This is a genomic window from Stenotrophomonas sp. GSD10 (assembly GCF_056172695.1).
Genome location: NZ_JAOCMC010000002.1, coordinates 3,784,055 through 3,808,851, shown reverse-complemented (window position 1 = coordinate 3,808,851; position 24,797 = coordinate 3,784,055). Strand labels below are relative to the sequence as shown.

The following is a 24,797-nucleotide window of genomic DNA, read 5'->3' as shown; positions in this document are numbered from 1 at the left end:
CAATGTCGGCGCCGGCAGGTGCGCCGGCGCGAGGGAGATCAGTGGCCTGCGCTCAGCGCGGGCCACCACCGCGACGGCCACCGCCGCCGGCGTTCTTCTGCTCGGCCGCCTTCAGTTCGGCCTCGGTCGGTGCGGCCGGGGTCTCGCCCGGCTTCAGCGCGGTGACCTTGCTGCCCGGCTTCAGGCGGAACTGGCCTTCGCTGACCACCCGCTCGCCGCCCTTCAGGCCTTCGGCGATCTGCACCTGGCTGTCGCCCACTTCCACGCCGCTGCGCACGGTCTGCATCTTCACCGTGTTGTCGCCCTGCACCACATAGACGTACTCGCCGTCCGGGCCGCGCAGCACGGCCTGGGTCGGGATGACCACACCGCCGCCGATGGTGCGCAGCTGCATGCGCACGTTGACGAACTGGCCCGGCCACAGGCCATTGTCGGTGTTGTCGAACAGGGCGCGTGCCTTGAACGTGCCAGTGTCGGCACTGATCAGGTTGTCGACCACATCCAGCTTGCCGTCGCCGGACAACACGTGCGAGTCGGCACGGTCCAGCGCCGCCACCGGCACCGCGCCGGCGGCCTGCGCCTGGCGCACGTCGCCGAGCTGGCGTTCGGGCAGGTTGAACAGCACGTGGATCGGATGGATCTGGGTGAGCGTGACCAGTGCAGTACCGGCGTTGACCACGTTGCCGGCATCGACCGCGCGGATGCCGGCGATGCCGGTGATCGGTGCGGTGACCTTGGTGTACTGCAGCTGCACCTGTGCCGAGCGCATGCTGGCCTCGTTGGCGGCCACCGCGCTTTCGTACTGTGCCACTTGGTTTCGCTGTGTATCCAGATCGGTCTTGGCCACGAACTGGCGATACTCCGGCGCGTTCGAGCGCTGGTAGTTGGAGCGCGCGGTGGCCAGCAGCGCTTCGTTCTGGCGCTTGGCGGCCGCGGCCTGGTCGTAGCTGGCCTGTGCGGTGCGCGGGTCGATCACCGCCAGCACGTCACCCTGCTTCACTTCCTGGCCTTCGCGGAAATTGAGGCTCATCAGCTGGCCGCCGACCTGCGGGCTGACCGTGACGGTGTTCATCGCGGTCACCGTGCCCAGTGCGCTGGCATACACCGGCACGTCCTGGCGCGTGGCATCGACCACGGTAACCGGCACCGGGCCGGCATCCGGGTCTTCACCGCCCTGGCGCGCACCCGCTGCGGGTTTTCCAGCCTTGTCCTTGCCGCCGCCCATGACGCGCAGGCCGACCACGGCCAGCACCAGCACCGCCACGACCAGCAGCACGATCTTCCAAACACGTGACATTACGAGGACTCCGAGAGGACTGGACCGGGCGGGGCGCCGGCGGCAATGCGCAAAGCATACCTGTGCCACATCGCGTTTCCTGCATGACGGATGGGACGGGCGCTAAGACCGGATCCAGCGCCGGAGGTTCCCGTGGCCGCACTGTTGCCCTACATTCAGCTGGAACCCCTTGCTGTGGAGATCGCGATGCGTCGTTCGTTTCTGCTGTCCGCCCTGCTGCTGGCCCTGCCGGCCCTTGCCCACGCCCAGGACGGGCAGCGCCCGGAAGTGACCGCCGCCGCGCAGCGGCTGCAGGCCCAGGTGGTCGAATGGCGCCGTGACTTCCACCAGCACCCGGAGCTGTCCAACCGCGAGGCGCGCACCTCGGCCGAGGTCGCCAAGCGCCTGCGTGCGATGGGCCTGAAGCCGAAGACCGGCATTGCCCATCACGGCGTGGTGGCGATCATCGAAGGCGGCAAGCCGGGCCCGAAGATCGCGCTGCGCGCGGATATGGACGCGTTGCCGGTGACCGAGCAGACCGGCCTGCCGTTTGCTTCCAAGGCCACCGACCAGTACCGCGGGCAGACCGTGGGCGTGATGCATGCCTGCGGCCATGACGCGCACACCGCCACCCTGCTGGGCGTGGCCCAGGCGCTGGTGTCGATGAAGAAGGATCTGCCGGGCCAGGTGATGCTGATCTTCCAGCCGGCCGAAGAGGGGCGCCGCCGCCGGAAGAGGGCGGTGCCGCGCTGATGCTGAAGGAAGGCCTGTTCGCCGACTTCAAGCCGGAGGCGGTGTTCGGGCTGCATGTGTTCTCCAGCGTGCAGGCCGGGCAGATCGCGGTGCGCGGTGGCCCGCTGATGGCCGCCTCGGACCGCTTCGGGATCAAGGTGATCGGCCGCCAGACGCACGGTTCGGCACCGTGGAACGGCGTTGACCCGATCGTGGCCACCGCCGATCTGGTGGGGACCGCGCAGACCATCGTCAGCCGTCGCGCCAACCTGTCCAAGCAGCCGGCGGTGCTGACCTTCGGCGCGATCAACGGTGGCATCCGCTACAACATCATTCCCGATGAGGTGGAGATGGTCGGGACCATCCGCACCTTCGATGAAGGCATGCGCCAGCAGATCTTCGCCGACCTGCGCAACGTGGCCGAACACACCGCCGCCGCGCACGGTGCGAAGGCAGTGACCGACATCTACGAATCGGAAGGCAACCCGGCCACGGTGAACGACCCGGCGCTGACTGCGAAGATGCTGCCGAGCCTGCAGGCGGTGGTCGGCAAGGACAACGTCTACGAGCCGCCGCTGCAGATGGGCGCGGAGGATTTCTCGCTGTACGCCAAGGAAGTGCCGGGCATGTTCTTCTTCGTCGGGTCCACCAGCGTGGGCATCGACCCGGCGACGGCGCCGGCGAATCATTCGCCGAAGTTCCTGCTGGATGAGAAGGCGCTGGATGTTGGGTTCCGTGCGTTGATGCAGGTGAGCCTGGATTACCTGCACGGTGCCGGCACGCCTGCGGGGTGAGGGGTGCCGGCAGGGCTTGCAGCCCTGCACCCGCCTAAATCAACGGCAACGTCAACGGCAAAAACGGTGCTGGATTTCTGCTGGTTGGGCGGGGCGGTGTGGGCCTGCAGGACACGCCGTAAACCCGTCCATGGGGGCTCGATGGCGCCATCCATGGCGCCAACGGTCCTGCAGACCCACACCGCCCCACCCCCGACAGGTTCACGCGGCTGTTGGCAGGTGTCGACCTTGGTCGGCACGGCAGACGTCGTGAAGGTCTGAAGGATCGGCTTTTGATTTTGATTTTCTGATCTTTCCCGTGGTGGTAGCCGCGTGCAGAGAATTGTCAGGGGTCGGGAGGGCAGGCGGGGCGGGGGTGTCCGCGGCATGGATGCCGCGGCCAAGCCCCCAGGGACGGGTTTACGGCGTCCCCCGACCCGCCTGCCCTCCCGGCCAAGCCGATAGACCGCCTTTCGCGACCAGCCAACACAACCACCACGGAGGGGCTCCGCCGTTGGCCGGCCCGGCCGAAGGCCCGCCCTGCGCGCGATACAATGCCCACCATGAACACCCCCAGGACTCCAGCCTCGGTCGCGAGGTCAGTTACCCGTCGCAGTACGATCCCGGCCTGCTGTTTCCCATCCCCGCAGCGGCGCTCGCGCCGAGATCGGCCTCGATGACGCCGCGCTGCCGTTCGTCGGCCATGACCGCTGGCATGCCTTCGAGCTGAGCTGGCTCGATCCGCGCGGCAAGCCGCAGGTCGCCGTCGCCACCGTGCAGGTACCGTGCACCTCGCCACGGCTGATCGAATCGAAGTCGTTCAAGCTGTACCTGAACTCCCTCAACAGCACCCGCATCGACAGCGCCGAAGCACTGCGCGCGCGCATCGTGGCGGATCTGTCGGATTGCGCCGGTGCGCCGGTCCAGGTCGAGTTCGGCCTGCCGGGCCTGCGCGAGACGCCGCTCGGCGAGTCCATCGATGGGCTGGAACTGGAGATCGACTGCTACGGCCCGCCGCAGGCAGACTTCCTCTCGGCCAATGCCGATGACGTGGTGGAGGAGACCCTGGTCTCGGCGCTGCTGAAGTCCAACTGCCCGGTCACCGGCCAGCCGGACTGGGCCACGGTCAGCCTGCGTTACCGTGGCCCGAAGATCGACCGTGCCGGCCTGCTGCGCTATCTGGTCAGCTACCGCGAGCACGCCGAGTTCCACGAGCAGTGCGTTGAGCGCATCTTCAGCGAGGTGTCCGCGCGCTGCCAGCCGCAGTGGCTGGAAGTGGAGGCCCGCTACACCCGCCGTGGTGGCCTGGATATCAATCCCTGGCGTGCCAGCCCCGGCATCGCCGTCCCGGCCACGACCTACCGCGAGCTGCGCCAGTAACCGGTAGTGCCGGCCGCTGGCCGGCAACCGCAAGGAACCCGCGTCCAGGGCAAGGGCAAGCCGCCCAGCGGCCGGCACTACCGGGCACCGGCTCTCCCGATTGTTCAGCCGCCCCCGGGGGCGGCTTCACATCTGCACCATCCCCATTTAACAACCGCCATGGCACCGTGCAAGCCACGTAGTCATGCAGACGGGAGTTGTGGATGAGTACCGAGAAGAAAGCCGATTTCTCCGGCGTCAGTGGCAGCGTCGACAGCACCGCCCAGCAGGTACCGAAGGCGGACTTCTCCGGCGTCAGCGCTTCGGTGGACAGTACCGCCGACGTGGTGAGCGGCGGCACCTACACCGTGCAGAAGGGCGATTCGCTGTCGAAGATCGCCAAGCAGCACCTGGGTGATGCCAATGCCTGGAAGAAGATCTTCGAAGCCAACCGCGATGTGCTCGATGACCCGGACAAGATCTTTCCGGGCCAGACCCTGAAGCTGCCGCCGAAGTAAGCCGGCGATCGAACGCCGTCCGACAATCCCTGGGAGGAACCCCGAATGATCAAGACCACCCCGCTCCAGACCGCCCTGATCGCCGCCCTGCTGGGCAGCGTTGCCCTGGTCGGTTGCAAGAAGAAGGAAGAGTCGTCCACTGACAGCACCGCTGCTCCGGCCGCGACCGCCCCGGCCGAGCCGGCGCCGGCACCGATGACCGGCGCGCCGCCGCCGATGGCTGCAGCCGTCACTGTCTCCACCGTGACCGTGGGCAAGACCGCCGCGGCCGACAAGTCGGTGGCGCCGGTTGCGCTGTTCGCGCCGAAGGACGACGTGGTCGTGTCCGTGCGGACCGACGGCAGCGCCAACAATGTCGCGGTTGGCGCCAAGCTGACCTTCCAGGACGGCCAGGTGGCCGGCGAGCAGAACGCCACGCTGAACACCAGTGGTGCCGAGACCACCAACATCACCTTCAAGAATGCCAATGGCTGGCCGGCGGGCAAGTACCGCGCTGAAGTCATGGTCGATGGTAAGGCGGCTGGAACGCCGCAGGAGTTCGAGGTCAAGTAAGTTCTGCCGACTCTCTCCCGGCAGGGCTCACGATGGACGCAGCCGCGAGGCTGCGTCCTTTTATTGGGCGATGGGCAAGCCCATCCACGCCACTCGTGGATGCACATCAGGCAGCCTCCCGTAGATCCACGCCATGCGTGGATGGATCACAGCGTTGCCGCCGTGCAGTACCGCCGCGTATGGCGCGGCTTTGCCCCGCGCGGCTGAAAACGCGACAATGCAGGGTTTCCCCGCCGCGCGCCCACCCTGACCGCGGCGGGGAAAGCGACACGGTTGCACGTGGCCCGGCGCTGGCGCCGGCCTTCCCTGAGCATTGCTACAGAGTCCAAGTCCCCCATGTCCAAGATTCTCTACACGCTGACCGACGAAGCCCCGTTCCTGGCGACCCAGTCGCTGCTGCCGATCGTCGACGCCTACACCGCCACCGCCGGCATCGTGGTGGAAACCCGTGACATCTCGCTGTCCGGCCGCATCCTCTCGCAGTTCCCGGAACTGCTGTCTGACGCGCAGAAGGTCAGCGACGACCTGGCCGAGCTGGGCCAGCTGGCGACCACCCCGGACGCCAACATCATCAAGCTGCCGAACATCTCCGCCTCGGTGCCGCAGCTGAAGGCGGCCATCAAGGAACTGCAGGACCAGGGCTACCCGCTGCCGGATTACCCGGAAACCCCGGCCGACGACCAGCAGCGCGACTACAAGGCGCGCTACGACAAGGTCAAGGGCAGCGCGGTGAACCCGGTGCTGCGCGAAGGCAATTCGGATCGCCGTGCGCCGCTGTCGGTGAAGAACTACGCGCGCAAGCACCCGCACCGCATGGGTGCCTGGGCGTCGGATTCGAAGTCGCATGTCGCGCACATGGCCGCCGGTGATTTCTACGGCAGCGAGAAGTCGGCCACCCTGGCCAACGCCGGTTCGCTGAAGATCACCTTCCACGGCAACGACGGCAGCACCGTCGTGCTGAAGGAAAAGACCGCGGTCAAGGCCGGCGAGATCGTCGATGCCGCGGTGATGAGCCGCAAGGCGCTGGCCGCCTTCATCGGTGAGCAGATCGCCGATGCCAAGGCCCAGGGCGTGCTGTTCTCGCTGCACCTGAAGGCGACCATGATGAAGGTCTCCGACCCGATCATGTTCGGCGTGGCGGTCAACGAGTTCTACAAGGACGTGCTGGCCAAGCATGCCGACGTGCTGAAGCAGGCCGGTTTCGATGCCAACAATGGCATCGGTGACCTGGCTGTGCGCCTGCCGTCGCTGCCCGAGGCCACCCGCGCTGCAATCGAAGCCGATCTGGCTGCCGAGTACGCACAGCGTCCGGGCGTGGCCATGGTCAACTCGGACAAGGGCATCACCAACCTGCACGTGCCGAGCGACGTGATCGTCGACGCCTCGATGCCGGCGATGATCCGCGACTCCGGCAAGATGTGGAACGCCGAAGGCAAGCTGCAGGACACCAAGGCCGTCATTCCGGACCGCTGCTACGCCGGCGTGTACCAGGCCGTCATCGACGACTGCAAGGCGCACGGCGCCTTCGACCCGGCCACCATGGGTTCGGTGCCGAACGTCGGCCTGATGGCACAGAAGGCCGAAGAGTACGGCTCGCACGACAAGACCTTCCAGATCGCCGCCGATGGCGTGGTCAAGGTCACCGACGACGCCGGCACCGTGGTCTTCGAACACGCGGTGGAAGCCGGTGATATCTGGCGCATGTGCCAGACCAAGGACGCGCCGATCCAGGACTGGGTCAAGCTGGCCGTCGAGCGCGCCCGCCTGAGCAGCACCCCGGCCGTGTTCTGGCTGGACGCCGCCCGTGCCCACGACGCGCAGGTCATCGCCAAGGTCGAGCAGTACCTGAAGAACCACGACACCGCCGGCCTGGACATCCGCATCCTGCCGCCGGTGGAAGCCACCGCGTTCTCGCTGGACCGCATCCGCAAGGGCGAGGACACCATCTCGGTGACCGGCAACGTGCTGCGCGACTACCTGACCGACCTGTTCCCGATCATGGAGCTGGGCACCAGCGCCAAGATGCTGTCGATCGTGCCGCTGATGGCCGGTGGTGGCCTGTTCGAGACCGGCGCCGGTGGTTCGGCCCCGAAGCACGTGCAGCAGTTCGTGGAAGAGGACTACCTGCGCTGGGATTCGCTGGGTGAGTTCCTGGCCCTGGCCGCGTCGCTGGAACACCTGGGCAACCGCTACGACAACGCCGCCGCCCGAGTGCTGGCCAAGGCGCTGGACGAGGCCAACGGCCAGTTCCTGGACAACGACAAGTCGCCGTCGCGCAAGCTCGGTGGCATCGACAACCGCGGCAGCCACTTCTACATCGCGCTGTACTGGGCCCAGGCCCTGGCTGCGCAGGACGAAGACGCCGCACTGAAGGCGCGCTTCGCGCCGCTGGCCAAGGCACTGACCGACAACGAGCAGAAGATCGTTGATGAGCTGATCGCGGTGCAGGGCAAGGCTGTGGACATCGGTGGCTACTACCGTCCGGACGTGGCCAAGGCGAGCAGGGCGATGCGCCCGAGCGCGACCTTCAACGCCGCGCTGGAGCAGCTGCGCGGCTGATCCATCGCCGTCCGCGTGTGACCTCGGAACCCGCGCTTCGGCGCGGGTTTCTTTGCCTTCGGGGTCGGATCCCTCTGCGCGCAGAGGGCTCCGACCCCATCCCCTCAGCGACCAGAACCGTGAAATCCGTCAACCGTCGTAATGCCGTCAAGAGGGCATGAAACTTGCCCATGATGGCTGTCGCAGAACGGATATGCGCGGGTTCGCAACGGCCTTCAATCTGAGCAGTCGATCACGACGGCCTTCGTCGGCAATGCCCTAGCCTTGGCGACGCGAGACCACCGGGGAGGTGGTCGCACGGGGAACACGGATGGCACGCGTGCTGGTAGTGGGAACCGACATCCAGGGCGAGCACGCCCTGCTGCAGCGGCTGCGCCTGGCCTCGGCGCTGCCGGATGGCCAGATCCGTCGCAGCCAGGATCTGGACGACTGCGATCTGCTGGTCATCCGCGATACGCCCGCGCTGCGCAATGCAGCCCAGCGCATGCGCCAGCAGCGCCCGCGCCTGCACTGCTGGATCGAGGACATCGGTGGCCAGCTGCGCGACGGCGATGGCCACCAGGATGTACTCGACGATGGCGCTATCGGCCGCGCGCTGCGTGGCATGCAGCTGGCACCGGAGCCCTTGCCCATGCACACGCCTGCACCGATCCGCCTGGCCGATGGCGCGCACGCCATCACCCGCCTGCTGCGTGAGCGGCTGCCGCTGCGCCAGGGCCAGGTGCTGCTCAGCGATGCCGGTGAACCTCTGCTGCTGATGGACCTGGAGCACGACCACGGCGTGCTGCTGCAGGAACCGGCGGCGGCGCTGGTGGAGCGCCTGGCCGATGCGTTCGAGCGACTGCAGCTGGACGCGCTGACCCTGCAGCGCCTGCAGGCGCTGGCGGGCAACCGGCCACGCCAGCCGCTGCGGCCGCTGTTGTGGCAGTGGGCGCAACGCAGCCGCCACTGGCAGGCGCTGGACGAACGCCTGCGCGGTGCCCCGGTGAAGCTGCTGCGCTGGCCCGACTTCCGCGTGCTCGGCCACGATCACGATGGCTTCCGCCTGTGCTCGCTGCTGCTCAAGCGTGCCTGCACGGTTGAAGAATGCGCCACGCTGCTCGAACTGCCTGCGGCGGCGGTCCGCGATTTCATCCATGCCGCCTACCTGTGCGGCTACGCCCAACTGCAGGCGGCCCCGGCCACGCCCCGCCTGACCGCAGGTGGCGCTGGCACCGGTACCGACAGCGGCCTGCTCGCCCGCCTGTGGCGGCACCTGCGCGGGAGCGAGCGCAATGCGTGAGCACAAGGTGGTGGTGCTGGGCGGAATGGGCAGTGGCAAATCAACGCTGGTGCGCAGCATCGCGGCCGGCGCGGTGATCGACACCGACGTGGCCAACAGTGACCGCCTCGGCGCTGACAAGGCATCGACCACCGTCGCACTGGACTATGCCGACATCGATCTACCCAACGGCGAGCGGCTGCGTCTGTATGGCACGCCGGGCCAGCAGCGCTTCGATTTCCTGTGGCCGATCCTGCTGCAGGGCGCGCGTGGCGCCGTGCTGCTGCTGGATGCGCGCCGCGCGGGCGTGGCGGCCGAACTGGAGGACTACCTGCAGGTGCTGCGCCCCTTCGCGCCGGCGCTGGCACTGGTGGTGGCCGTGACCCACCTCGACCAGGCGCCGCACGCCGCACCCGACGACTGGGCCGCACGTGCCTGCCTGGATGGGCAACCGCTGCCGCTGCTGGCCGTGGACGCCCGTGACCGCGAACAGGGGTTGCTGCTGATGGATGTGCTGATGGGTGAGATGGAAGCGCACGCGCTGGTGGCTGCGCATGGCTGACGGGCAGGTGGCGGTGCTGCCCGATGCCGGTCAGCGCGAGCGCCTGCAACCACTGTTGCAGGATCTGCGGCAGCGGGTGGAGGGGTACGCACGGTGGTGCTGGCCAGCGTGGATGGCTTCGCCCTGGTCAGCGCCGGCGCCGAGGGACGCGGCGAACGGCTGGCGGCGATGACCAGCGCGATGCTGGCGCTGGCCGCAGCGGTGGGGCGGGAACTGGTGCTGGGTGATCTGCAGACGCTGATGCTGGAGGCCGCCGGCGGCAAGGTGTTGATGCTGGCCATCCAGGCCGAAGGGCGCGCACCGCTGCTGCTGATGGCGGCCTGCGACCAGCGCAGCGTGATCGGCCAGGTGCTGTGGCAGAGCAGGGAATGTGGCCAGGCGATCCTGGCCGAACTCGGCGGAGCGTGAGCCCATCCGCAGGGGACCGAGGGGCTCGAACCAACATTGAGAGGGGAGCGACGTGGCTGGATTGACTGAATCGTTGAACGCACTGATGGGCATCGACGGCGCGCAGGCGGTGGCGCTGGTCGACTACGAAAGCGGCATGCTGCTGGGCGAAGCCGGCACCGGCATGGACATGGAAGTGGCCGCCGCCGGCAACACCGAAGTGATCCGCGCCAAGATGAAGACCGCCGCATCGCTGAACCTCAACGACACCATCGAGGACATCCTGATTTCGCTGGGCAAGGCGTATCACATCATGCGCCCGGTGGCGAAGAAGAAGGGCCTGTTCTTCTACATCGTGCTGGACCGGACCAAGTCCAACCTGGCGCTTGCGCGGCGCAAGGTGCAGGACGTGGAAGCGGAGCTGGCGATCTGAGCCACCCAGGTCTGTAGCGTCGAGCTTGCTCGACGGCTCTGGCTTCCCGTAGCGTCGAGCTTGCTCGACTGATTCCACATGGCGCAGTCGAGCAAGCTCGACTCTACGGGAGAGTCAGCGGCTGCCGGGCACGCGCGACGCCACCCTTACGGCGCCGGAAGCAGCAGCGTGGTCACGAATGAAAGCGCTTTGCTGTCGCGCGCGGCAAAATAGGCAGGCGCCTTTTCCGGCAGCCATACTTCGTTGAAGTGGCGGCGGAAGTCCTCGTAGAACTCGTTGGGGTACAGCTTGGCCGGCACCGTGCGCCCATCCGGGTAGCTGTGGTCATAGGTGGGCAGTGCGTTGGTGTCGACGCCCCGCTGGTCCCTCAGCCACTTGCAGAACAGGCGCCCTTCGGAGATGTCCGGCACCAGCGCCTGCGGCAGGGTGTAACCGGCGTCTTCAAGCGGTGCGATCAGGTTCAACGTCAGCTCGTTGAGCATCGAGAAATGGGTGTACGGCACCTTGGCCCGGTTCTGCAGATAGCGCTCGATATGCGTGGGCATCACCGCGTTGGCACGCCCCTGCTGCCATTCAACCACCCACTGCGCGACCTTCACCGCGAACCTGCGCGACAGCCACTGGCCCAGATTGATGGCCAGGTAGGGGTGGATCCAGGTGCCCTGCAGGGTCGGGTTGCCACCGGAGACCACGTGGATCAGTTCATGCTCGGCCAACCCGGTCTGGACGGTCAGCTCGTGCAGGAACTCCTCCGTCGATTTCAGTGCCCGGTAGTCCGACCAGCGCTTGTTGACGGACTGGCACAGCACGGTGGCGCTGATGTAGCCGTCACGGGCGCGCTGCGGGATCACGGTGCCTTCCTCCATGCGTGGGATCAGGGTCATTTGCTGCATGCGTCACCTCGTGCCGTTGTGGGCCTGAAAGGGTAGGCAACGCCGTGGCTCCGGGTCTGTAGGAATCGTTGCGTTTTTGATGGCACGCCGGCGTAGCGTCGAGCTTGCTCGACGGCTTCTGCATGACGCCGTCGAGCAAGCTCGACGCTACGGGAGGCCAAGAAGCCGTCGAGCAAGCTCGACGCTACGGGAGGCCAAGAAGCCGTCGAGCAAGCTCGACGCTACACAAGCCACCCCACGGCAGCGTATGGTGGATGCCCGTCCTCCTGCCGAGCCGTGCATGTCCCAGCCCGACATTGCCGCCGACCTGGCACCGCGCATCGCGGTGGCCATCGCCGATGGCTTCGAGGATTACCACGCCCGTTTCGCAACCATTACCGCGCGTGCACGCCAGCGCTTCGAACAGCGTGACTGGGCCGGTGCGCGCCAGGACGCGGTCGAGCGCATCGCGTTGTACGACCTGTGCATCGCCGGACAGATGGACGCCCTGCGCCGCCTGGCCGGCGAGCGGGTGGCCGAGCGCGCGCTGTGGCTGCAGGTGCATGCACGTTACAGCGCACTGCTGCACGGGCTGATCGACGCCGAGTTGTACAAGACCTACTACAACACGCTGTCGCGTCGCCTGTTCGCCACCCGCGGCGTGGACCCGGCATTGGAGTTCATCGCCTTCGATGTCGAGCCGTCCGATGCGATCACCCACCCGGTCGCGCGGCATACCTATGCCGTCTCGCCAACGCGTCCAGTGGAAGCCCTGCAGCGGGTGCTGGCCGACTACCGCTTCGACATCCCCTATGCGCACCAGCTGCGCTGCGCGGCGGCGATCGTGGTGCGTCTGCAGGATGATCTGGCGCACTGGGGCGATACACCGGTACGCAGCATTGAACTGCTCGACACGGTGTTCTATCGCGAGCGTCGTGCCTACCTGGTCGGTCGTGTGTTCGGCGAGCACCGCTTCTCGCCCTGTGTGATCGCCCTGGTCAACGACGAGCGTGGCCTGCGTGCCGACGCGGTGCTGACCCGGCGCCGCGATGTCGCGCACCTGTTCGGCGTATCACGCAGCTACTTCCAGGCCGACCTGGCCACCGTCGGTGATGCGGTGGTGTTCCTGCGCAGCCTGCTGCCGGGCAAGCCCATCGACGAGATCTACACGGTGCTGGGGCGTGCCAAGCAGGGCAAGACCGAGCGCTACCGCACCTTCTTCCGCCACTTCAACGAGCATCCGCAGGAGCGCCTGGTGCCTGCCGAAGGCACCCGGGCATGGTCATGGCAGTGTTCACCCTGCCCAGCTACCCGCTGGTGTTCAAGCTGATCCGTGACCGTTTCGCGTGGCCAAAGGCCATGTCGCGCCAGCAGGTGGAAGAGAAGTACGCACTGGTGTTCAACCTGGATCGCGTCGGCCGCCTGCTCGACGCGCAGCCGTACCGGCATCTGCGCTTCCCGCGTGAGCGCTTCGCGCCGGCGCTGCTGGATGAACTGCTGCAGCAATGCGCGCAGAGCGTCCGCCTCGATGGCGATGAGGTGGAGATCGCGCTGTGCTACGTGCAGCGCCGGTTCCGTCCGTTGAACCTGTACCTGCGCGAGCAGGGGCGGAAGCGGTGCGGGCGGCGGTGCTTGACTACGCGCAGGCGATCACCGACATGGCGCGCAACAACATCTTCCCCGGCGACATGCTGCCGAAGAACTTCGGTGTGTCGCGGCATGGCCGTGCCGTGTTCTACGACTACGACGAACTGTGCCTGGTCAGTGACTGCGTGTTCCGCGCCTGGCCGCAGCCGCGCACGCCCGAAGAGGCGCTGGCCGATGAACCCTGGTTCCATGTGGGCGCGCGCGATGTGTTCCCCGAGCGCTTCGGTCCGTTCATGGGCCTGCCCGCCGGCGAGCTGGCCGCCGTGCGCGAGCACTATCGGCATCTGTTCGATCCGGCGTGGTGGCAGGGTCTGCAGGCGCGCTTTGTCAGTGGCGACTATCCGGATACGCCGCCCTACGCGGCCAGCCACCGCCTGGCGTGATCGCCCTCGGCGCAGGCCGCCGTCGTCGCTTCAGTCCGCGTACGGGTACACCACCACCCGGTTGCGGCCCTGCTCCTTGGCCATGTACAGGGCCTTGTCGGCCAGCCGCAGCGCCTGCTCGGCATCGACGTGGAAGCTGGGGAAATGGGCCACGCCCAGCGAGACGGTGATACTGCCGACCGCTGCGAACGGATGATCGGCAATATGCTGGCGCAGGCGTTCGGCGGCCTGCCGTGCCGGCTCGACCCCAATGCCGGGCAGCAGCAGCAGGAATTCCTCGCCACCGGCGCGGCACAGGAAATCGCTGTCGCGAGAGTAGCGGCGCATCTGGTCGGCGATGTGGACGATGGCCGCATCGCCGACATCGTGGCCATGGCCATCGTTGATCGCCTTGAAGCGGTCGATGTCCAGCGCCAGGATCGCGAAGGGGATGCCCTGCACCTGCAACGCATCCAGTGCCTGCTGCAGGCCACGGCGGTTCAGCAGCCCGGTCAGCGGGTCGGTACGGTTGGCACGGTTGAGCGTGCCGATGCGGTCCTGCAGCGCATTGAAGCTGTGCAGCACCGCGTGCTTGAGCTGGGCCACCTCGAAGTACCAGGCGCGGATGCCACTGACGTGGTTGATCGCGTTGCCGGTGTCCTCGCCCCCTGCACATTGCGCGCCAGTTGCCACAGCGGCAGCGAGATGCGGCGGGCAAACCACCAGGTGATCAGCAGCGACAGCAGTCCCAGCGGGATGGCGTTCCAGATCACTGCGGTCATCAGCCGCGACAGCGGCTGCAGCGTCGCCTCGGTCGGGCGCTGGGCAATGATGCCCCAGCCGGTGGCGGCGACCGGTGCGTAGCCGGCCAGCATCGCCACGCCCAGATGATTGCGTACCTGCTGCGCGCCACGCTCGCCGCGCATCACCGCTTTCACCGCCGGGTTGCCGACCACGTAGTCGCCCACCCGCTTGCCATCGGCGTGGTACAGCAGGCGGCCGTGGCGGTCCACCACGTACAGGTAGGACCCATCGCGGTAGTAGTGCTTGCCCAGCAGCGTGTGCAGCGCACTGCGCTGGCGCAGGTACAGCGTGCCGCTGACGTAGCCGCGGTAACGCCCCTGGCGGTCGAAGATCGGATGTGACAGCGAAACCAGCAGCTTGCCGGTGGCCGACTGGTACGGATCGCTGATCATCGGCTGGCGCGCCGCCAGGGCCGCATTGTTGCCGACGCTGTGCAGGATTTCGCCCTGCAGCTGCAGCGTCTGCGGCGAGGTGGCGATCACCAGGCCATCGTCATCGACCACCAGCGAGGAGTTGAAGCTGTTGGTCTGCAGCTGCAGGCGACTGGCCTCGTCCTGGGCCTGGGCCGGGTCGAGATCGCTCTGGCCCAGCCGGGTCGCGGCGTAGGCCAGTTCCTGTTGGGCCCCCAGCAGGAAGTTCTGGGTGGTCTCGGCCAGTTTGGTGGCGTAGACGCGGTTGGCTTCCAGGGTATTGCCGACCAGCTGGTCGCGCTGCACGCGGTAGCTGGCCAGCAACGTGTTGGCCAGGGCGATGATGGCGCTGAGCAGGGCCAGGGCAAGGATCAGCTTGCCCAGGTTGAGGCGGGGCGAAATCAGGCGCATGCAGAGCTACATGAAGCGAAGGGCGTGCAGCGCCGGCGGGCGCCGCCGGGTGCGGGGCTGCATTATCGCCACAAACGCAACCGCTGCGGGTGAAGCAGGGGCCGCTGCCCGGCTCAGCGCTGCAGGCGTTGGCGCAGGGTCTGCCGGATCTGCGTGGCACTCTCGGCTGTCAGCGGGGCCAGCACGCCCTGTACCTGCGCTGGAATGTGTGCGCTGGTCGACAGATCGGCGTCGAACACGTAGTGATTGAACAGGGCGCGCCACTGCGCGCGCTGCGCCTCGGGGAGGTCGCGCAGCGCCAGGATCGACAGCATCAACGCGTTCATCGGCGAATCCATCCATGCCGGTACCGGTCGCCACCAGCTGTTGACCAGCACGTTGAACGCCTCCAGCCCCTCCATGTGGTGCCACCACAGCGAGGGGATGTAGACGGCATCGCCCGGTGCCAGTTCGGCCACCTGCGCCTGCGCCAACGCCTGGCGGAAGCGTGGAAAGCGCTCGAAGTCCGGTGCGTGGAAGTCAACCAGGCTGATCGGCTGCCCCGCCGGGGTGAAGTCCAGTGGACCGATGTACAGGTTGCGCACCTGTTCGGGAGCGAACAGGGTGACGCGGCGGCGTCCGGCGGCCACGCAGGCCAGGTTGTCCGGCACATCCTGATGGGCGGCAATGCGCGAGCGGTTGCCGATCCAGATGCTGGTGAGCGGGTCGGCCACCCCAGCTGCAGCCCGTTGCTGGCGGAGAAGCCGGGCAGGAAGCTGTCCAGCGTGGTCGAGGCCACGTAGATGGACGGCGGCGAGGCCACCGCGGCGTACTTCAGCAGGGTCGCCAGCAGCACTTTCAGCGGGACCTGCTCGCGGCGGAAATTGAAGCTGCTCATGTCTTCGTTGTAGAACAGCCGGCCGCCCGCCTCGGGCGCCGCGGTGGTCGCCGTGACCGGCATCTGGCCGTGGTCGAAGCGGGCCAGGTGGGCCACCACGGCGGCAGGAGACGCGCGCGCGGCCGCCACCACCGGCCAGTGCGAGACCAGCCCGCGTATCACCCGGGGCGTGGTCCAGCCGGGCAGCTGCGCGGCCAGATCTGCCGGATCCAGGCCGGTCACTTCTTCGATGGGACGGGGAGCAGGGAGCATGTCTGGACATCCAGCAGGGCAGGGAGCGCCGGGCCCACGCCCGGCCGCCGTCAGTGCCGCCATGATGCACCTGCGCCGGCCGCGCCGCGTGTGCGTGCGGCGCGGCAGGGCCCGCAGCGGGATCAGAACTTGTAGCGCACGCCGAACATGTAGCGCGGCCCGGTCTGCGTGGCATAGCGCAGCATGTTGGTATGCCGCGAGTACGTGCGCATGGTCTCGTCGGTCAGGTTGATCGCTTCCAGGCTCAGTGTCAGCTGATCGTTGACCGCGTAGCTGATGTTCAGATCCAGCTGGCCGTAGGCAGCGGTGTAGTTCGGGTTCGGGCCCTGGCCGCCGATGCCGTTGAGGAACTTGTCGCGCCAGTTGTAGGCGGCGCGGATCTGCCAGGCGTTGCGGTCATAGAAGGCCACCACGTTGGCCGAGTCGCTCAGGCCGATCATCGGGTACTGGTCACCCAGGCTGAGGTTGTTGAAGGTCAGCCCCGACTTGACCTTGGTGTAGTTGGCGGCCACGCCGAACCCGGATTGCCCGAACAGGTGCTGCACCGCCACCTCCCAGCCATCGAGGTGATCCGAATGCTGGTTGGCAGGCACGGTGATGTCGAAGCCGGCCACCGGGTCGCCCGGCTGGCCGACGATGGTGCCGGTCTTCTGCCCGGCCGAGTTGGTCCCGGTATAGGTCACGCCCGGGGCACCGGCGTGGTTGGTGAAGATGTAATCGCGGATGCAGGGCATGTCGGTGGTGCCGCAGCCGGAAGCCAGCGCTTCGTTCCAGTAGGCACCACCCACCGGCGTGTGCAGCGTGCCGGCGTTCTCGCGCACGATGGTATCGCTGATGAAATTCTTGATGTTCTTGCGGAAGAAGCCCACCGAAGCGTAGCTGGCCTCGCCGTAGTACCACTCCAGCGAAAGATCGAAGTTGTCCGAGATCAACGGTTCCAGGCCGGGATTGCCGCGCGAGCCACTGCCGCCCTGGGTGCGCACGATGTCGGCCAGCGACTGCCCGCTCTGGATCTGCGTCCAGCTGGGCCGCCCCAGCGTACGGCTGTAGCTGCCGCGCAGCGCCAGCGATTCGCTCAGGTCCAGCTTCAGATCCAGGTTCGGCAGCACGTAATCGTACTTGCCCTTGCCAGCAGCGAAGCCGCGGTCGGCGGCATAGTCGATGTTGAACTCGTTGGCCGAGCTCCAGCTGATGCCGGTGGGAACGCGCACCAGTGCGTTGGATTCGACCTCGGTCTGCTCGTAACGCGCACCCACGGCCACATGCAACGGCATCGACCAGTCGAAGGTGGTGCGGTACTGCAGGTAGGCGCTGCGGGTCCTCTCGGTGGTGCGGATGTCTTCGGAATACTCGGTGGGTGCGTAATAGCAGCTCGGGCAGGCCGGATCGGACGCGCTGCCGACCTGCGCGGCACGGTCGATGAGGCGGTCGAAGTCGAACACCAGGAACTGGCCGGTCAGGCGTGGATCGTTGTGGCCGCTGAAGGCCTTGAAGTACCGGGCCATGTTGTCGGCGTACCAGATGTCATCGGCGTAGTCCGAGGGCGTGCCCAGCCCGCCCCAGGTATTGCGCTGCATGATGGCCGACGCCGAGCGGTTCTCCACCTGGGTGTGGCCGATGCCGAAATCCAGTGCCGAGTAGTCGGCGAAACGGAATGTGCCGCGGCCCTGGTACTGCTGCACCTTGGACTTGTTGTAGCTGTTCTGGAACACCGAGCCGGTGACCAGTGCATCGGAGGCCTGCACGCCACCGGGAGGCAGCGCGATGTTGATGATGGGCAGATCGCCGCTGTAGTCGACGGTGGTGGTGCCACGCACGAACGCGGCCACGCCCAGCACGCCGGCCGATCCGTAGGGGCTGTCCGGCTGCGATTCGGCGGTGGAGTTGTGCGCATCGAAGGACAGGTCCAGCGCGTCGTTCACTTCCCAGTCCACGTTGAAGCCCAGCGAATGCATGCCGGTCTTGGTGGCCAGCTTGGCGCCGCCCATCGACACGTCCGAGTTGGTCATGTCCTCGCTGTAGATGATCGGCGCGGCCACCGGGCCATTGGTCCAGGTGCTGTCACCGGGGCCATAGTTGAACCACACCGACAGTTCGCTGCGCTGCTGCTGCACCTTGTTCTCGACATAGGTGTAGTCCAGCGTCGTGGTGACATTGTCGGCCGGTTTCCACTGGAACGTAGCCTGCGCATTGGTGCGTTGGCGCTGCACGCCATTGACGTTGTAGGCGGTGTTCTGCGGCCGGCCGTAGACATCGTCCTGGCCAGGGCGGTTGGTGATGCGGTTGGCATAACCCTGGCCCGGCTGTGGCAGGGCGCGCCAGTCCTCGCGCTCATTGCCCTGGAACGTGGCCCAGCCTTCGGCCACGGTGGCCTGGTTGAAGCCTGAGTCACGTTCCTGGTGGCTGGCACTGAAGGCCACGCCGAAGCGGTCATCGGCGTAGCGCTGGCTGAAGATGCCCGACAGCTCGCCGGTGATGTTCGAGCCCTGCAGCGTGCGCGGCAGGTTGTCGTTGGACGAATCGTTGACCGCTTTCAGCCCCAGGCTGATCACCGGTTCCGACTCCAGCGGGCGCAGGGTCTTGATGTTGATGGTGGCGCCGATGCCGCCGGCCGGATTGTCGGCGCGGCTGGTCTTGTAGACCTCCACCGCAGACACCGACTCGGATGCCAGATTGGCGAAATCGAACGAACGCGAGCCGGACAGGCCGCCGCCGCCGTTGCCCAGGTTCGACGCCGGCATCTGGCGGCCGTTCAACAGCACCAGGTTGTAGTCGGGACCGATGCCGCGCACCGTCACCTTCGAGCCTTCGCCGCTGGAGGTGCGGTCGATCGATACGCCGCTGATGCGTTGCAGCGACTCGGCCAGGTTGGTATCGGGGAACTTGCCGATGTCCTCGGCAACGATGCCATCGACCACGCCCTGGCTGTCGCGCTTGAGGTTCATCGAAGACTGCAGGCTGCCGCGGATGCCGGTGACCTGTACCGCGTCGAGCGTGGTGGGATCGGCCGGCGCGGTGCCGGTGGCCTGTTGTGCCCAGGCCGGCGCCGACAGCACGGCGAGCAGGGCGGACGTGAGCATCGTCTTGCGAGGTACAGCCTTGTACGTCTTCATGGAAGCTCCCTCCCCAGGGAATTCGGTGGTGGCGATCCTGCGTCGTCTCAATACGGGTCACTGCGTGTGGCCGGATTGGAGCCACGGTTGACAGCGTTGTCAACAAACTGCCATCAAGAGCACCACGCAGGCGGCCGCGCAGGTCCGCATGTAACCGTTGCCATGATCGTGCCTGCAGCAGTGAATTGCCTTGTTTGATGGCATTTTCAGCTGTTTTCACGGCATGACAGCGCTGCCAATCCGAATGCGGAAAATCGTTGTGCGGTGCAAAACGAAACTGCGCGGAGCGTTTGCAGGTGGGGACACAGCGCACGACCCGGCAGTCTGACAGCGCTGGACAGTGCCGATGACCCGTGCATGTCCTGCGTGACCCTTTGATGGCTTCGAACACTGACCGGGAGGACAGGCATTGGACACAGCAACGACCGTTCGCGGACACCACATCCAGGGCAACACGCGCGCACTGGCGGTGGTCACCGCGATCTTCTTCATGTGGGGATTTCTCACCTGCCTCAACGACATCCTCATTCCGCACCTGAAAGCCGCGTTCGCCCTGACCTGGGTGCAGGCGATGCTGGTCCAGTTCACCTTCTTCGGTGCCTACTTCCTGATGTCCCTGCCGGCAGGGCGGCTGGTCGCGGCAGTGGGCTACAAGCGTGGCATCGTGGCCGGGCTGGCCATCGCCGGAATCGGCGCACTGCTGTTCTGGCCGGCGGCGGCCGCGCATGTCTACGGCCTGTTCCTGACGGCACTGTTCGTGCTGGCCACCGGCATCACCGTGCTGCAGGTGGCGGCCAATCCCTACGTTGCGCTGCTGGGCGACGAGCGCACCAGTTCCAGTCGGCTGACCCTGGCGCAATCGATGAACTCGCTGGGAACCACCCTGGCGCCGCTGTTCGGCGGACTGCTGATCCTGTCGGCGCAGCCGCGCAGCGAGCAACAGCTGGCGCTGCTGCCCACGGCCGACGCACTGGCCTACCGCGCCGCCGAGGCGCAATCGGTCCAGCTGCCGTACTTCGGCCTGGCGCTGGTGCTGTTCCTGCTGGCGGCAGCGATCTGGATGTTCCGCCTGCCCACCATCGCCGGTGTTGAAGACAGTCGCAGCACGCAGGGCCGCGTGTGGGACGCGCTGCGCCACCGTCATCTGCGGCTGGGCGTGCTGGCCATCTTCTTCTACGTGGGGGCTGAAGTTTCCATCGGCAGCGTGCTGGTCAATTTCCTGTCCTCGCCGGGCATTGGCCAGGGCATGAGCGAACAGGAAGCCACCGGTTACGTATCGCTGTACTGGGGTGGCGCGCTGGTCGGACGCCTGCTGGGCGCAGCCCTGCTGGCGCGGCTGGACGCACGCCACCTGCTGGGTGGCTTCGCGCTGGTGGTGGTGCTGCTGCTGGGCATCACCGCAACCACCGGTGGCGGGCTGGCGACGTGGGCCGTAGTGAGCATCGGTCTGTTCAACTCGATCATGTTCCCCACCCTCTTCGCCCTGGCCATCGCCCGCCTCGGCGCGCTCACCGGCCAGGCCTCGAGCCTGCTGGTGATGGCCATCGTCGGCGGCGCGGTCATTCCGCTGGCGATGGGCTGGCTGGCCGATCATCATGGCCTGCAGCTGTCGTTCCTGCTGCCGGCGCTGTGCTATCTGTACATCGCCTTCTACGCGTGGAATGGCTCACGGCTGCGGTCGCCATGAGCCCCCCAGACCGCCTCAGCGTCGGCGTGGTGGCGCGGTGGATTCGCGCTCGAGCACAGTGTGCTCGACGGTGATCATGCGCCCGGCCAGGTCGGCACGGATGTGCTCGATCAGTTGTTCGGTGGCCAACCGGCCCATGTGCGAGGTCGGCTGCCGCACGGTGGTCAGTGCCGGGTAGATGTGGCCGGCGATCGGCGTATCGTCGAAGCCGCACACCGACAGGTCGCGCGGGACGCGCAACCCGCGCTCGCCGGCCACCCGGTACACGGCAGCGGCCATGTCATCGTTGGCGGCGAAGATCGCCGTCGGCGGAGGGTCCAGGTCGAGCAGGGCATTGGCGGCATCCACGCCGGACTCGAACGAGAACTGGCCGTTGACCACCAGCTGCGGGTCGTAGGCGATGCCGGCATCACGCAGTGCCTGGCGGTAGCCGGCATGGCGCCACTGGCAGGCGCCGTGTGCACGCGGGCCCTTGATGTGACCGATGCGGCGGTGGCCCTGCGCGACCAGATGGCCGATCAGTTCGACCACGGCGGTGGTTTCATCCATGCGCACGCCGATGCGGCCTTCAGGGTGCCGCGGTGCAATGCAGGCAAACGGAATCCCGTGCTCTTCCAGGTACGACAGCACCACCTCGTCGTCGGTCAGCGGCGGGATCAGCACCACCCCATCCGGGCGCGAGTTCTCGAACAATGCCGCCAGGTCGGGCTGGGTGCGGCGGCCGGTGCCGACCGGCCCCAGGATCAGGTTGTAGTGCTGCGCATGGCAGGCTTCCAGCATGCCGCTCTGGATCTCCATCAGGTAGTTGCGCGAGGGATTGTTGTAGACCAGCGCCAACGCGTACGAACGCTGGCCGGCCAGGCTGCGCGCCGACGGGTTGGGCTTGTAGCCCAGCCGTGCCACGGCCGCCAGCACCCGCTCGCGCGTCTGTTCGCGCACGTTGGGCTCATGGTTGAGCACGCGGGACACGGTCTTGATCGAAACCCCGGCAACGGCGGCCACATCCTCGATTCGACTGCGCATGGTGCGATGGATCCTCCTGGAAGGCGGCGGGCACGCGGCGATGGTAGTGCGTGGCGGCCCGGTCGGTGTTGCCGAAGCAGGCGGATGTTGCCACGACATGCGGTGCGCTGGCACGTCCCGATTCCTTGTCGCGATGCAGCACCCGGGCACCACTGTAGCGCGCCTGTAACGCGCCAGGGCCCGTGGTTGCGCGACCGCCACCGCCCTGCGCTCGAACAACGATTGACAGTGCGCAGGCGGACTTATATGACAGCGCTGTCAGGACCGTTGCGCGAATGCCCGCACTGTCGTGCTGCTGCAGGCCCGCACGCCAGGAACATCATCCACGGAGGTAGAGCCCAGTGAATCGCCCCATCCAGACCCTTCTTGCCAGTTGTCTGCTGGCTGCCCTTGCCGTCCCCGCCGGTGCCGCACCGGCCAGCGGCGAACGCCTGCAGGACTGGCCGCGCGTGCACAGCGCGATCGCCACCGACGCGGACATCGAACGCCGCGTGCAGACCATCCTTGCGCAGATGACGCTGGCGCAGAAGATCGGGCAGATGACCCAGGCCGAGATCAAGACGATCACGCCGGAACAGGTACGCCAGTACTACATCGGCTCGGTGCTCAACGGCGGCGGCTCCTGGCCGGGCATGGACAAGCACGCCGGCGTGCAGGCCTGGCTGACGCTGGCCGATGCCTACCACGCTGCGTCGCTGGCCACCGACGCAAAGACGCCGGTGCCGGTGATCTGGGGTACCGATGCGGTGCACGGCCACAACAACGTCCTTGGCGCCACTCTGTTCCCGCACAACATCGGCCTGGGCGCGGCCGGCGATGCCGAACTGATCGAGCGCATTGGCGAGGCGACTGCGCGCTCGGTGCGCGCCACCGGTATCGGCTGGGTGTTCGCGCCGACCCTGGCAGTCGCCCACGATCCGCGTTGGGGCCGCACCTATGAAAGCTATTCGTCCGACCCCAGCGTGATCCGTCGCTTCGCCCACGCCTACGTCAAGGGCGCGCAGGGTACGTTCAAGGATGACGGCAACGTGATTACCACGGCCAAGCACTATCTGGGAGATGGCGCCACCGACAATGGCCGCGACCAGGGCGAGGCGCTGGTCGACAAGGCCACCATGATCAATGTTCACGCGCAGGGCTACTACGGCGCACTGGGCGAAGGCGCACAGACGGTGATGGCCTCGTTCAACAGCTGGAACGACCGCGCGGCGGGGATCGACTACGGAAAAATGCATGGCAGCAAGGCGCTGCTGACCGATGCGTTGAAGGACAAGATGGGCTTCGACGGCTTCGTCGTCTCCGACTGGAACGGCATCGCCCAGGTGCCGGGCTGCCGCAACGACAGCTGCGCACAGGCGATCAATGCCGGCATCGACATGGTGATGGTGCCCGATGACTGGAAGGCGTTCATCGCCAACACCACCGCGCAGGTGCAGAGCGGCGAGATTCCGATGGCGCGCATCGATGATGCAGTGACGCGCATCCTGCGGGTGAAGCTGCGCGCCGGCCTGTTCGAGCACAAGCCGTCGGACAGTCGCTATGCCGGCGATGCCACCGCCGTGCAGCACCGCGAACTGGCGCGCCGTGCGGTGCGCGAATCGCTGGTGCTGCTGAAGAACGAAGGCAAGGTGCTGCCGCTGCGCCGCGACGCGCGCGTGCTGGTGGTCGGCAAGGGTGCCGACAACATCGGTGATCAGTCCGGTGGCTGGTCGCTGACCTGGCAGGGTACCGAGAACAGGAACGCCGATTTCCCCAACGCCGATTCGGTGCTGGGCGCGCTGCGCGCCGAACTGGGCGCAGACAAGATCAACTTCAGCGCCGATGGCCGGGGCATCGACCCGAAGGCCTTCGATGTGGTGCTGGCGGTGATCGGTGAAACGCCCTACGCCGAGACCAACGGCGACATCCTGCCCTCCGACACGGTCAGCCACAGCCGCGCCTACCCGCAGGACCTGGCAGTGCTGAAGGCCGCCGCAGCCACTGGCAAGCCGGTGGTGACGGTCTACCTGTCCGGGCGGCCGATGTACACCAACGACCTGCTCAACCTGTCCAGCGCCTTCGTTGCAGCATGGCTGCCCGGTACCGAAGGCAAGGGCGTGACCGATGTGCTGGTGGCCGGCAAGGGTGGCAAGCCCGCGCACGACTTCCGTGGCCGCCTGAGCTTCCCGTGGCCCGGGGTGCCGTGCCCGGCACCGATTGATCGCCAGGATGCGAAGGAGCCTGCGCTGTTCGCGCTCGGCTATGGCCTTAGCTACGCAAAGGGCGGCAAGGTCGCGAGGCTCGATGAAGCCACTCCGGACAGCTGCGGCGAAGTGACCGTGCTGCCGATCTTCAATCGTGCCGACACGCCGCCGTTCGCGCTGAACGTGGCCGCGGGCGGCGCCACCCAGCCGCTGGGCAACGATCTGAATGCCACGCTGCGCTGGCCTGCCGGCAAGCCGGTGGTGCAGGTGCGTACCGTGCAGGTGAACACCCAGCAGGATGCCAGGGAGGTGACCTGGCTGGCGCCCGCGCAGCTGATTGCGCGCAGCACCTCACGTCGCAATCTCGGCGCACTGGCACGCGGCAACGGCGCGCTGCAGTTCGATGTGCAGCTGGTGAAGCGCCCGGCGTCGGCGGTGAAGGTGACCATGCAGTGCGGTACCGGCTGCGAGGGCGGGGTGGACATTGCCCCGTTGCTGGGCAAGCTCTCTCCCGGCCAGAAGCAGACGGTGACCGTGCCGTTGGCGTGCTTCGCCAGGCAGGGGGTGGATCTGGGGGCGGTTGAGGCGCCGTTCGCGGTCAGCGCGGACAAGCCGTTCGCCGCGGCCTTCACCCAGGTCAAGCTGACCGCCAACACGGCCAACGCCGAGGGCGCGGTGGCCTGCCCGTAAGGGCCACGGTAGCGCCGGGCCATGCCCGGCGTTTCCCCGGCACGTTTTACAACT

12 protein-coding genes and 6 pseudogenes are annotated in these 24,797 nt (G+C 67.1%); 12 read left to right on the top strand and 6 right to left on the bottom strand.

Features of this window, described 5'->3' with window-relative positions; translation table 11 throughout:
- Window positions 1-52 precede the first annotated feature (52 nt).
- Window positions 53-1,297, bottom strand: coding sequence for an efflux RND transporter periplasmic adaptor subunit (locus N4G47_RS17765; protein WP_475289164.1), 1,245 nt, complete (start codon window positions 1,295-1,297; stop codon window positions 53-55).
- A gap of 186 nt (window positions 1,298-1,483) precedes the next feature.
- On the opposite strand from N4G47_RS17765, the pseudogene N4G47_RS17760 reads away from it, so the two are divergent.
- The 9 genes and pseudogenes from N4G47_RS17760 (at window position 1,484) to N4G47_RS17720 (ending at window position 10,412) form a co-directional block, all read left to right on the top strand.
- A pseudogene (locus tag N4G47_RS17760) lies at window positions 1,484-2,802 on the top strand (amidohydrolase).
- Between the two features lie 493 nt (window positions 2,803-3,295).
- A pseudogene (queF, locus tag N4G47_RS17755) lies at window positions 3,296-4,161 on the top strand (NADPH-dependent 7-cyano-7-deazaguanine reductase QueF).
- Window positions 4,162-4,364: 203 nt separating this feature from the next.
- Window positions 4,365-4,658, top strand: coding sequence for a LysM peptidoglycan-binding domain-containing protein (locus N4G47_RS17750; protein ID WP_107233252.1), 294 nt, complete (start codon window positions 4,365-4,367; stop codon window positions 4,656-4,658).
- A 45-nt stretch (window positions 4,659-4,703) separates the two neighbouring features.
- Complete coding sequence (locus N4G47_RS17745) at window positions 4,704-5,210, top strand: hypothetical protein (protein WP_107233251.1); 507 nt, start codon at window positions 4,704-4,706, stop codon at window positions 5,208-5,210.
- Between the two features lie 336 nt (window positions 5,211-5,546).
- Entirely contained in the window at window positions 5,547-7,769 is a 2,223-nt protein-coding gene (locus N4G47_RS17740) for an NADP-dependent isocitrate dehydrogenase (protein ID WP_475289161.1), read from the top strand.
- A 310-nt stretch (window positions 7,770-8,079) separates the two neighbouring features.
- On the top strand, window positions 8,080-9,051 hold the full coding sequence (locus N4G47_RS17735; RefSeq protein ID WP_475289159.1) for a hypothetical protein: 972 nt from the start codon (window positions 8,080-8,082) through the stop codon (window positions 9,049-9,051).
- Complete coding sequence (locus N4G47_RS17730; RefSeq protein WP_249842672.1) at window positions 9,044-9,592, top strand: GTP-binding protein; 549 nt, start codon at window positions 9,044-9,046, stop codon at window positions 9,590-9,592. The genes N4G47_RS17735 and N4G47_RS17730 overlap by 8 nt, the downstream gene beginning before the upstream one ends.
- Window positions 9,585-10,000, top strand: a pseudogene (locus N4G47_RS17725) (roadblock/LC7 domain-containing protein). The gene N4G47_RS17730 and the pseudogene N4G47_RS17725 overlap by 8 nt, the downstream one beginning before the upstream one ends.
- Window positions 10,001-10,052: 52 nt before the next feature.
- On the top strand, window positions 10,053-10,412 hold the full coding sequence (locus N4G47_RS17720) for a hypothetical protein (protein WP_107233246.1): 360 nt from the start codon (window positions 10,053-10,055) through the stop codon (window positions 10,410-10,412).
- A gap of 146 nt (window positions 10,413-10,558) precedes the next feature.
- Here the strand turns inward: N4G47_RS17720 and N4G47_RS17715 are convergent, their stop codons facing one another.
- A complete protein-coding gene (locus N4G47_RS17715; RefSeq protein WP_475289157.1) occupies window positions 10,559-11,296 on the bottom strand; it encodes a KilA-N domain-containing protein in 738 nt (245 codons plus the stop codon).
- 289 nt (window positions 11,297-11,585) lie between these two features.
- Between N4G47_RS17715 and aceK the strand changes: the two are divergent.
- Window positions 11,586-13,314 (top strand): annotated as a pseudogene (aceK, locus tag N4G47_RS17710) (bifunctional isocitrate dehydrogenase kinase/phosphatase).
- A gap of 30 nt (window positions 13,315-13,344) precedes the next feature.
- Here aceK and N4G47_RS17705 read toward each other — a convergent pair.
- The 3 genes and pseudogenes from N4G47_RS17705 to N4G47_RS17695 form a co-directional block, all read right to left on the bottom strand.
- A pseudogene (locus N4G47_RS17705) lies at window positions 13,345-14,918 on the bottom strand (sensor domain-containing diguanylate cyclase).
- Window positions 14,919-15,031: 113 nt separating this feature from the next.
- Window positions 15,032-16,047: pseudogene (locus N4G47_RS17700) on the bottom strand (cupin-like domain-containing protein).
- Window positions 16,048-16,169: 122 nt separating this feature from the next.
- A complete protein-coding gene (locus N4G47_RS17695; protein WP_475289155.1) occupies window positions 16,170-19,160 on the bottom strand; it encodes a TonB-dependent receptor in 2,991 nt (996 codons plus the stop codon).
- A 490-nt stretch (window positions 19,161-19,650) separates the two neighbouring features.
- Between N4G47_RS17695 and N4G47_RS17690 the strand changes: the two genes are divergently transcribed.
- The gene (locus tag N4G47_RS17690; RefSeq protein WP_475289973.1) at window positions 19,651-20,847 is read left to right on the top strand and encodes a sugar MFS transporter; all 1,197 of its coding nucleotides are present in this window, start codon (window positions 19,651-19,653) and stop codon (window positions 20,845-20,847) included.
- A gap of 15 nt (window positions 20,848-20,862) precedes the next feature.
- On the opposite strand, the gene N4G47_RS17685 is transcribed toward N4G47_RS17690, so the two are convergent.
- Window positions 20,863-21,870 (bottom strand): LacI family DNA-binding transcriptional regulator, encoded by a 1,008-nt coding sequence (locus N4G47_RS17685; protein ID WP_409460561.1) that lies wholly within the window; start codon window positions 21,868-21,870, stop codon window positions 20,863-20,865.
- A gap of 341 nt (window positions 21,871-22,211) precedes the next feature.
- Between N4G47_RS17685 and N4G47_RS17680 the strand changes: the two genes are divergently transcribed.
- Window positions 22,212-24,743, top strand: coding sequence for a glycoside hydrolase family 3 N-terminal domain-containing protein (locus N4G47_RS17680; RefSeq protein ID WP_475289152.1), 2,532 nt, complete (start codon window positions 22,212-22,214; stop codon window positions 24,741-24,743).
- The last annotated feature ends 54 nt before the right edge of the window (window positions 24,744-24,797 follow it).

Coding starts and splice junctions, on each gene's coding strand:
- N4G47_RS17765 (WP_475289164.1), bottom strand. CDS start 1,297: ATGTCACGTGTTTGGAAGATCGTGCTGCTGGTCGTGGCGGTGCTGGTG.
- N4G47_RS17750 (WP_107233252.1), top strand. CDS start 4,365: ATGAGTACCGAGAAGAAAGCCGATTTCTCCGGCGTCAGTGGCAGCGTC.
- N4G47_RS17745 (WP_107233251.1), top strand. CDS start 4,704: ATGATCAAGACCACCCCGCTCCAGACCGCCCTGATCGCCGCCCTGCTG.
- N4G47_RS17740 (WP_475289161.1), top strand. CDS start 5,547: ATGTCCAAGATTCTCTACACGCTGACCGACGAAGCCCCGTTCCTGGCG.
- N4G47_RS17735 (WP_475289159.1), top strand. CDS start 8,080: ATGGCACGCGTGCTGGTAGTGGGAACCGACATCCAGGGCGAGCACGCC.
- N4G47_RS17730 (WP_249842672.1), top strand. CDS start 9,044: ATGCGTGAGCACAAGGTGGTGGTGCTGGGCGGAATGGGCAGTGGCAAA.
- N4G47_RS17715 (WP_475289157.1), bottom strand. CDS start 11,296: ATGACCCTGATCCCACGCATGGAGGAAGGCACCGTGATCCCGCAGCGC.
- N4G47_RS17695 (WP_475289155.1), bottom strand. CDS start 19,160: ATGAAGACGTACAAGGCTGTACCTCGCAAGACGATGCTCACGTCCGCC.
- N4G47_RS17690 (WP_475289973.1), top strand. CDS start 19,651: ATGTGGGGATTTCTCACCTGCCTCAACGACATCCTCATTCCGCACCTG.
- N4G47_RS17685 (WP_409460561.1), bottom strand. CDS start 21,870: ATGCGCAGTCGAATCGAGGATGTGGCCGCCGTTGCCGGGGTTTCGATC.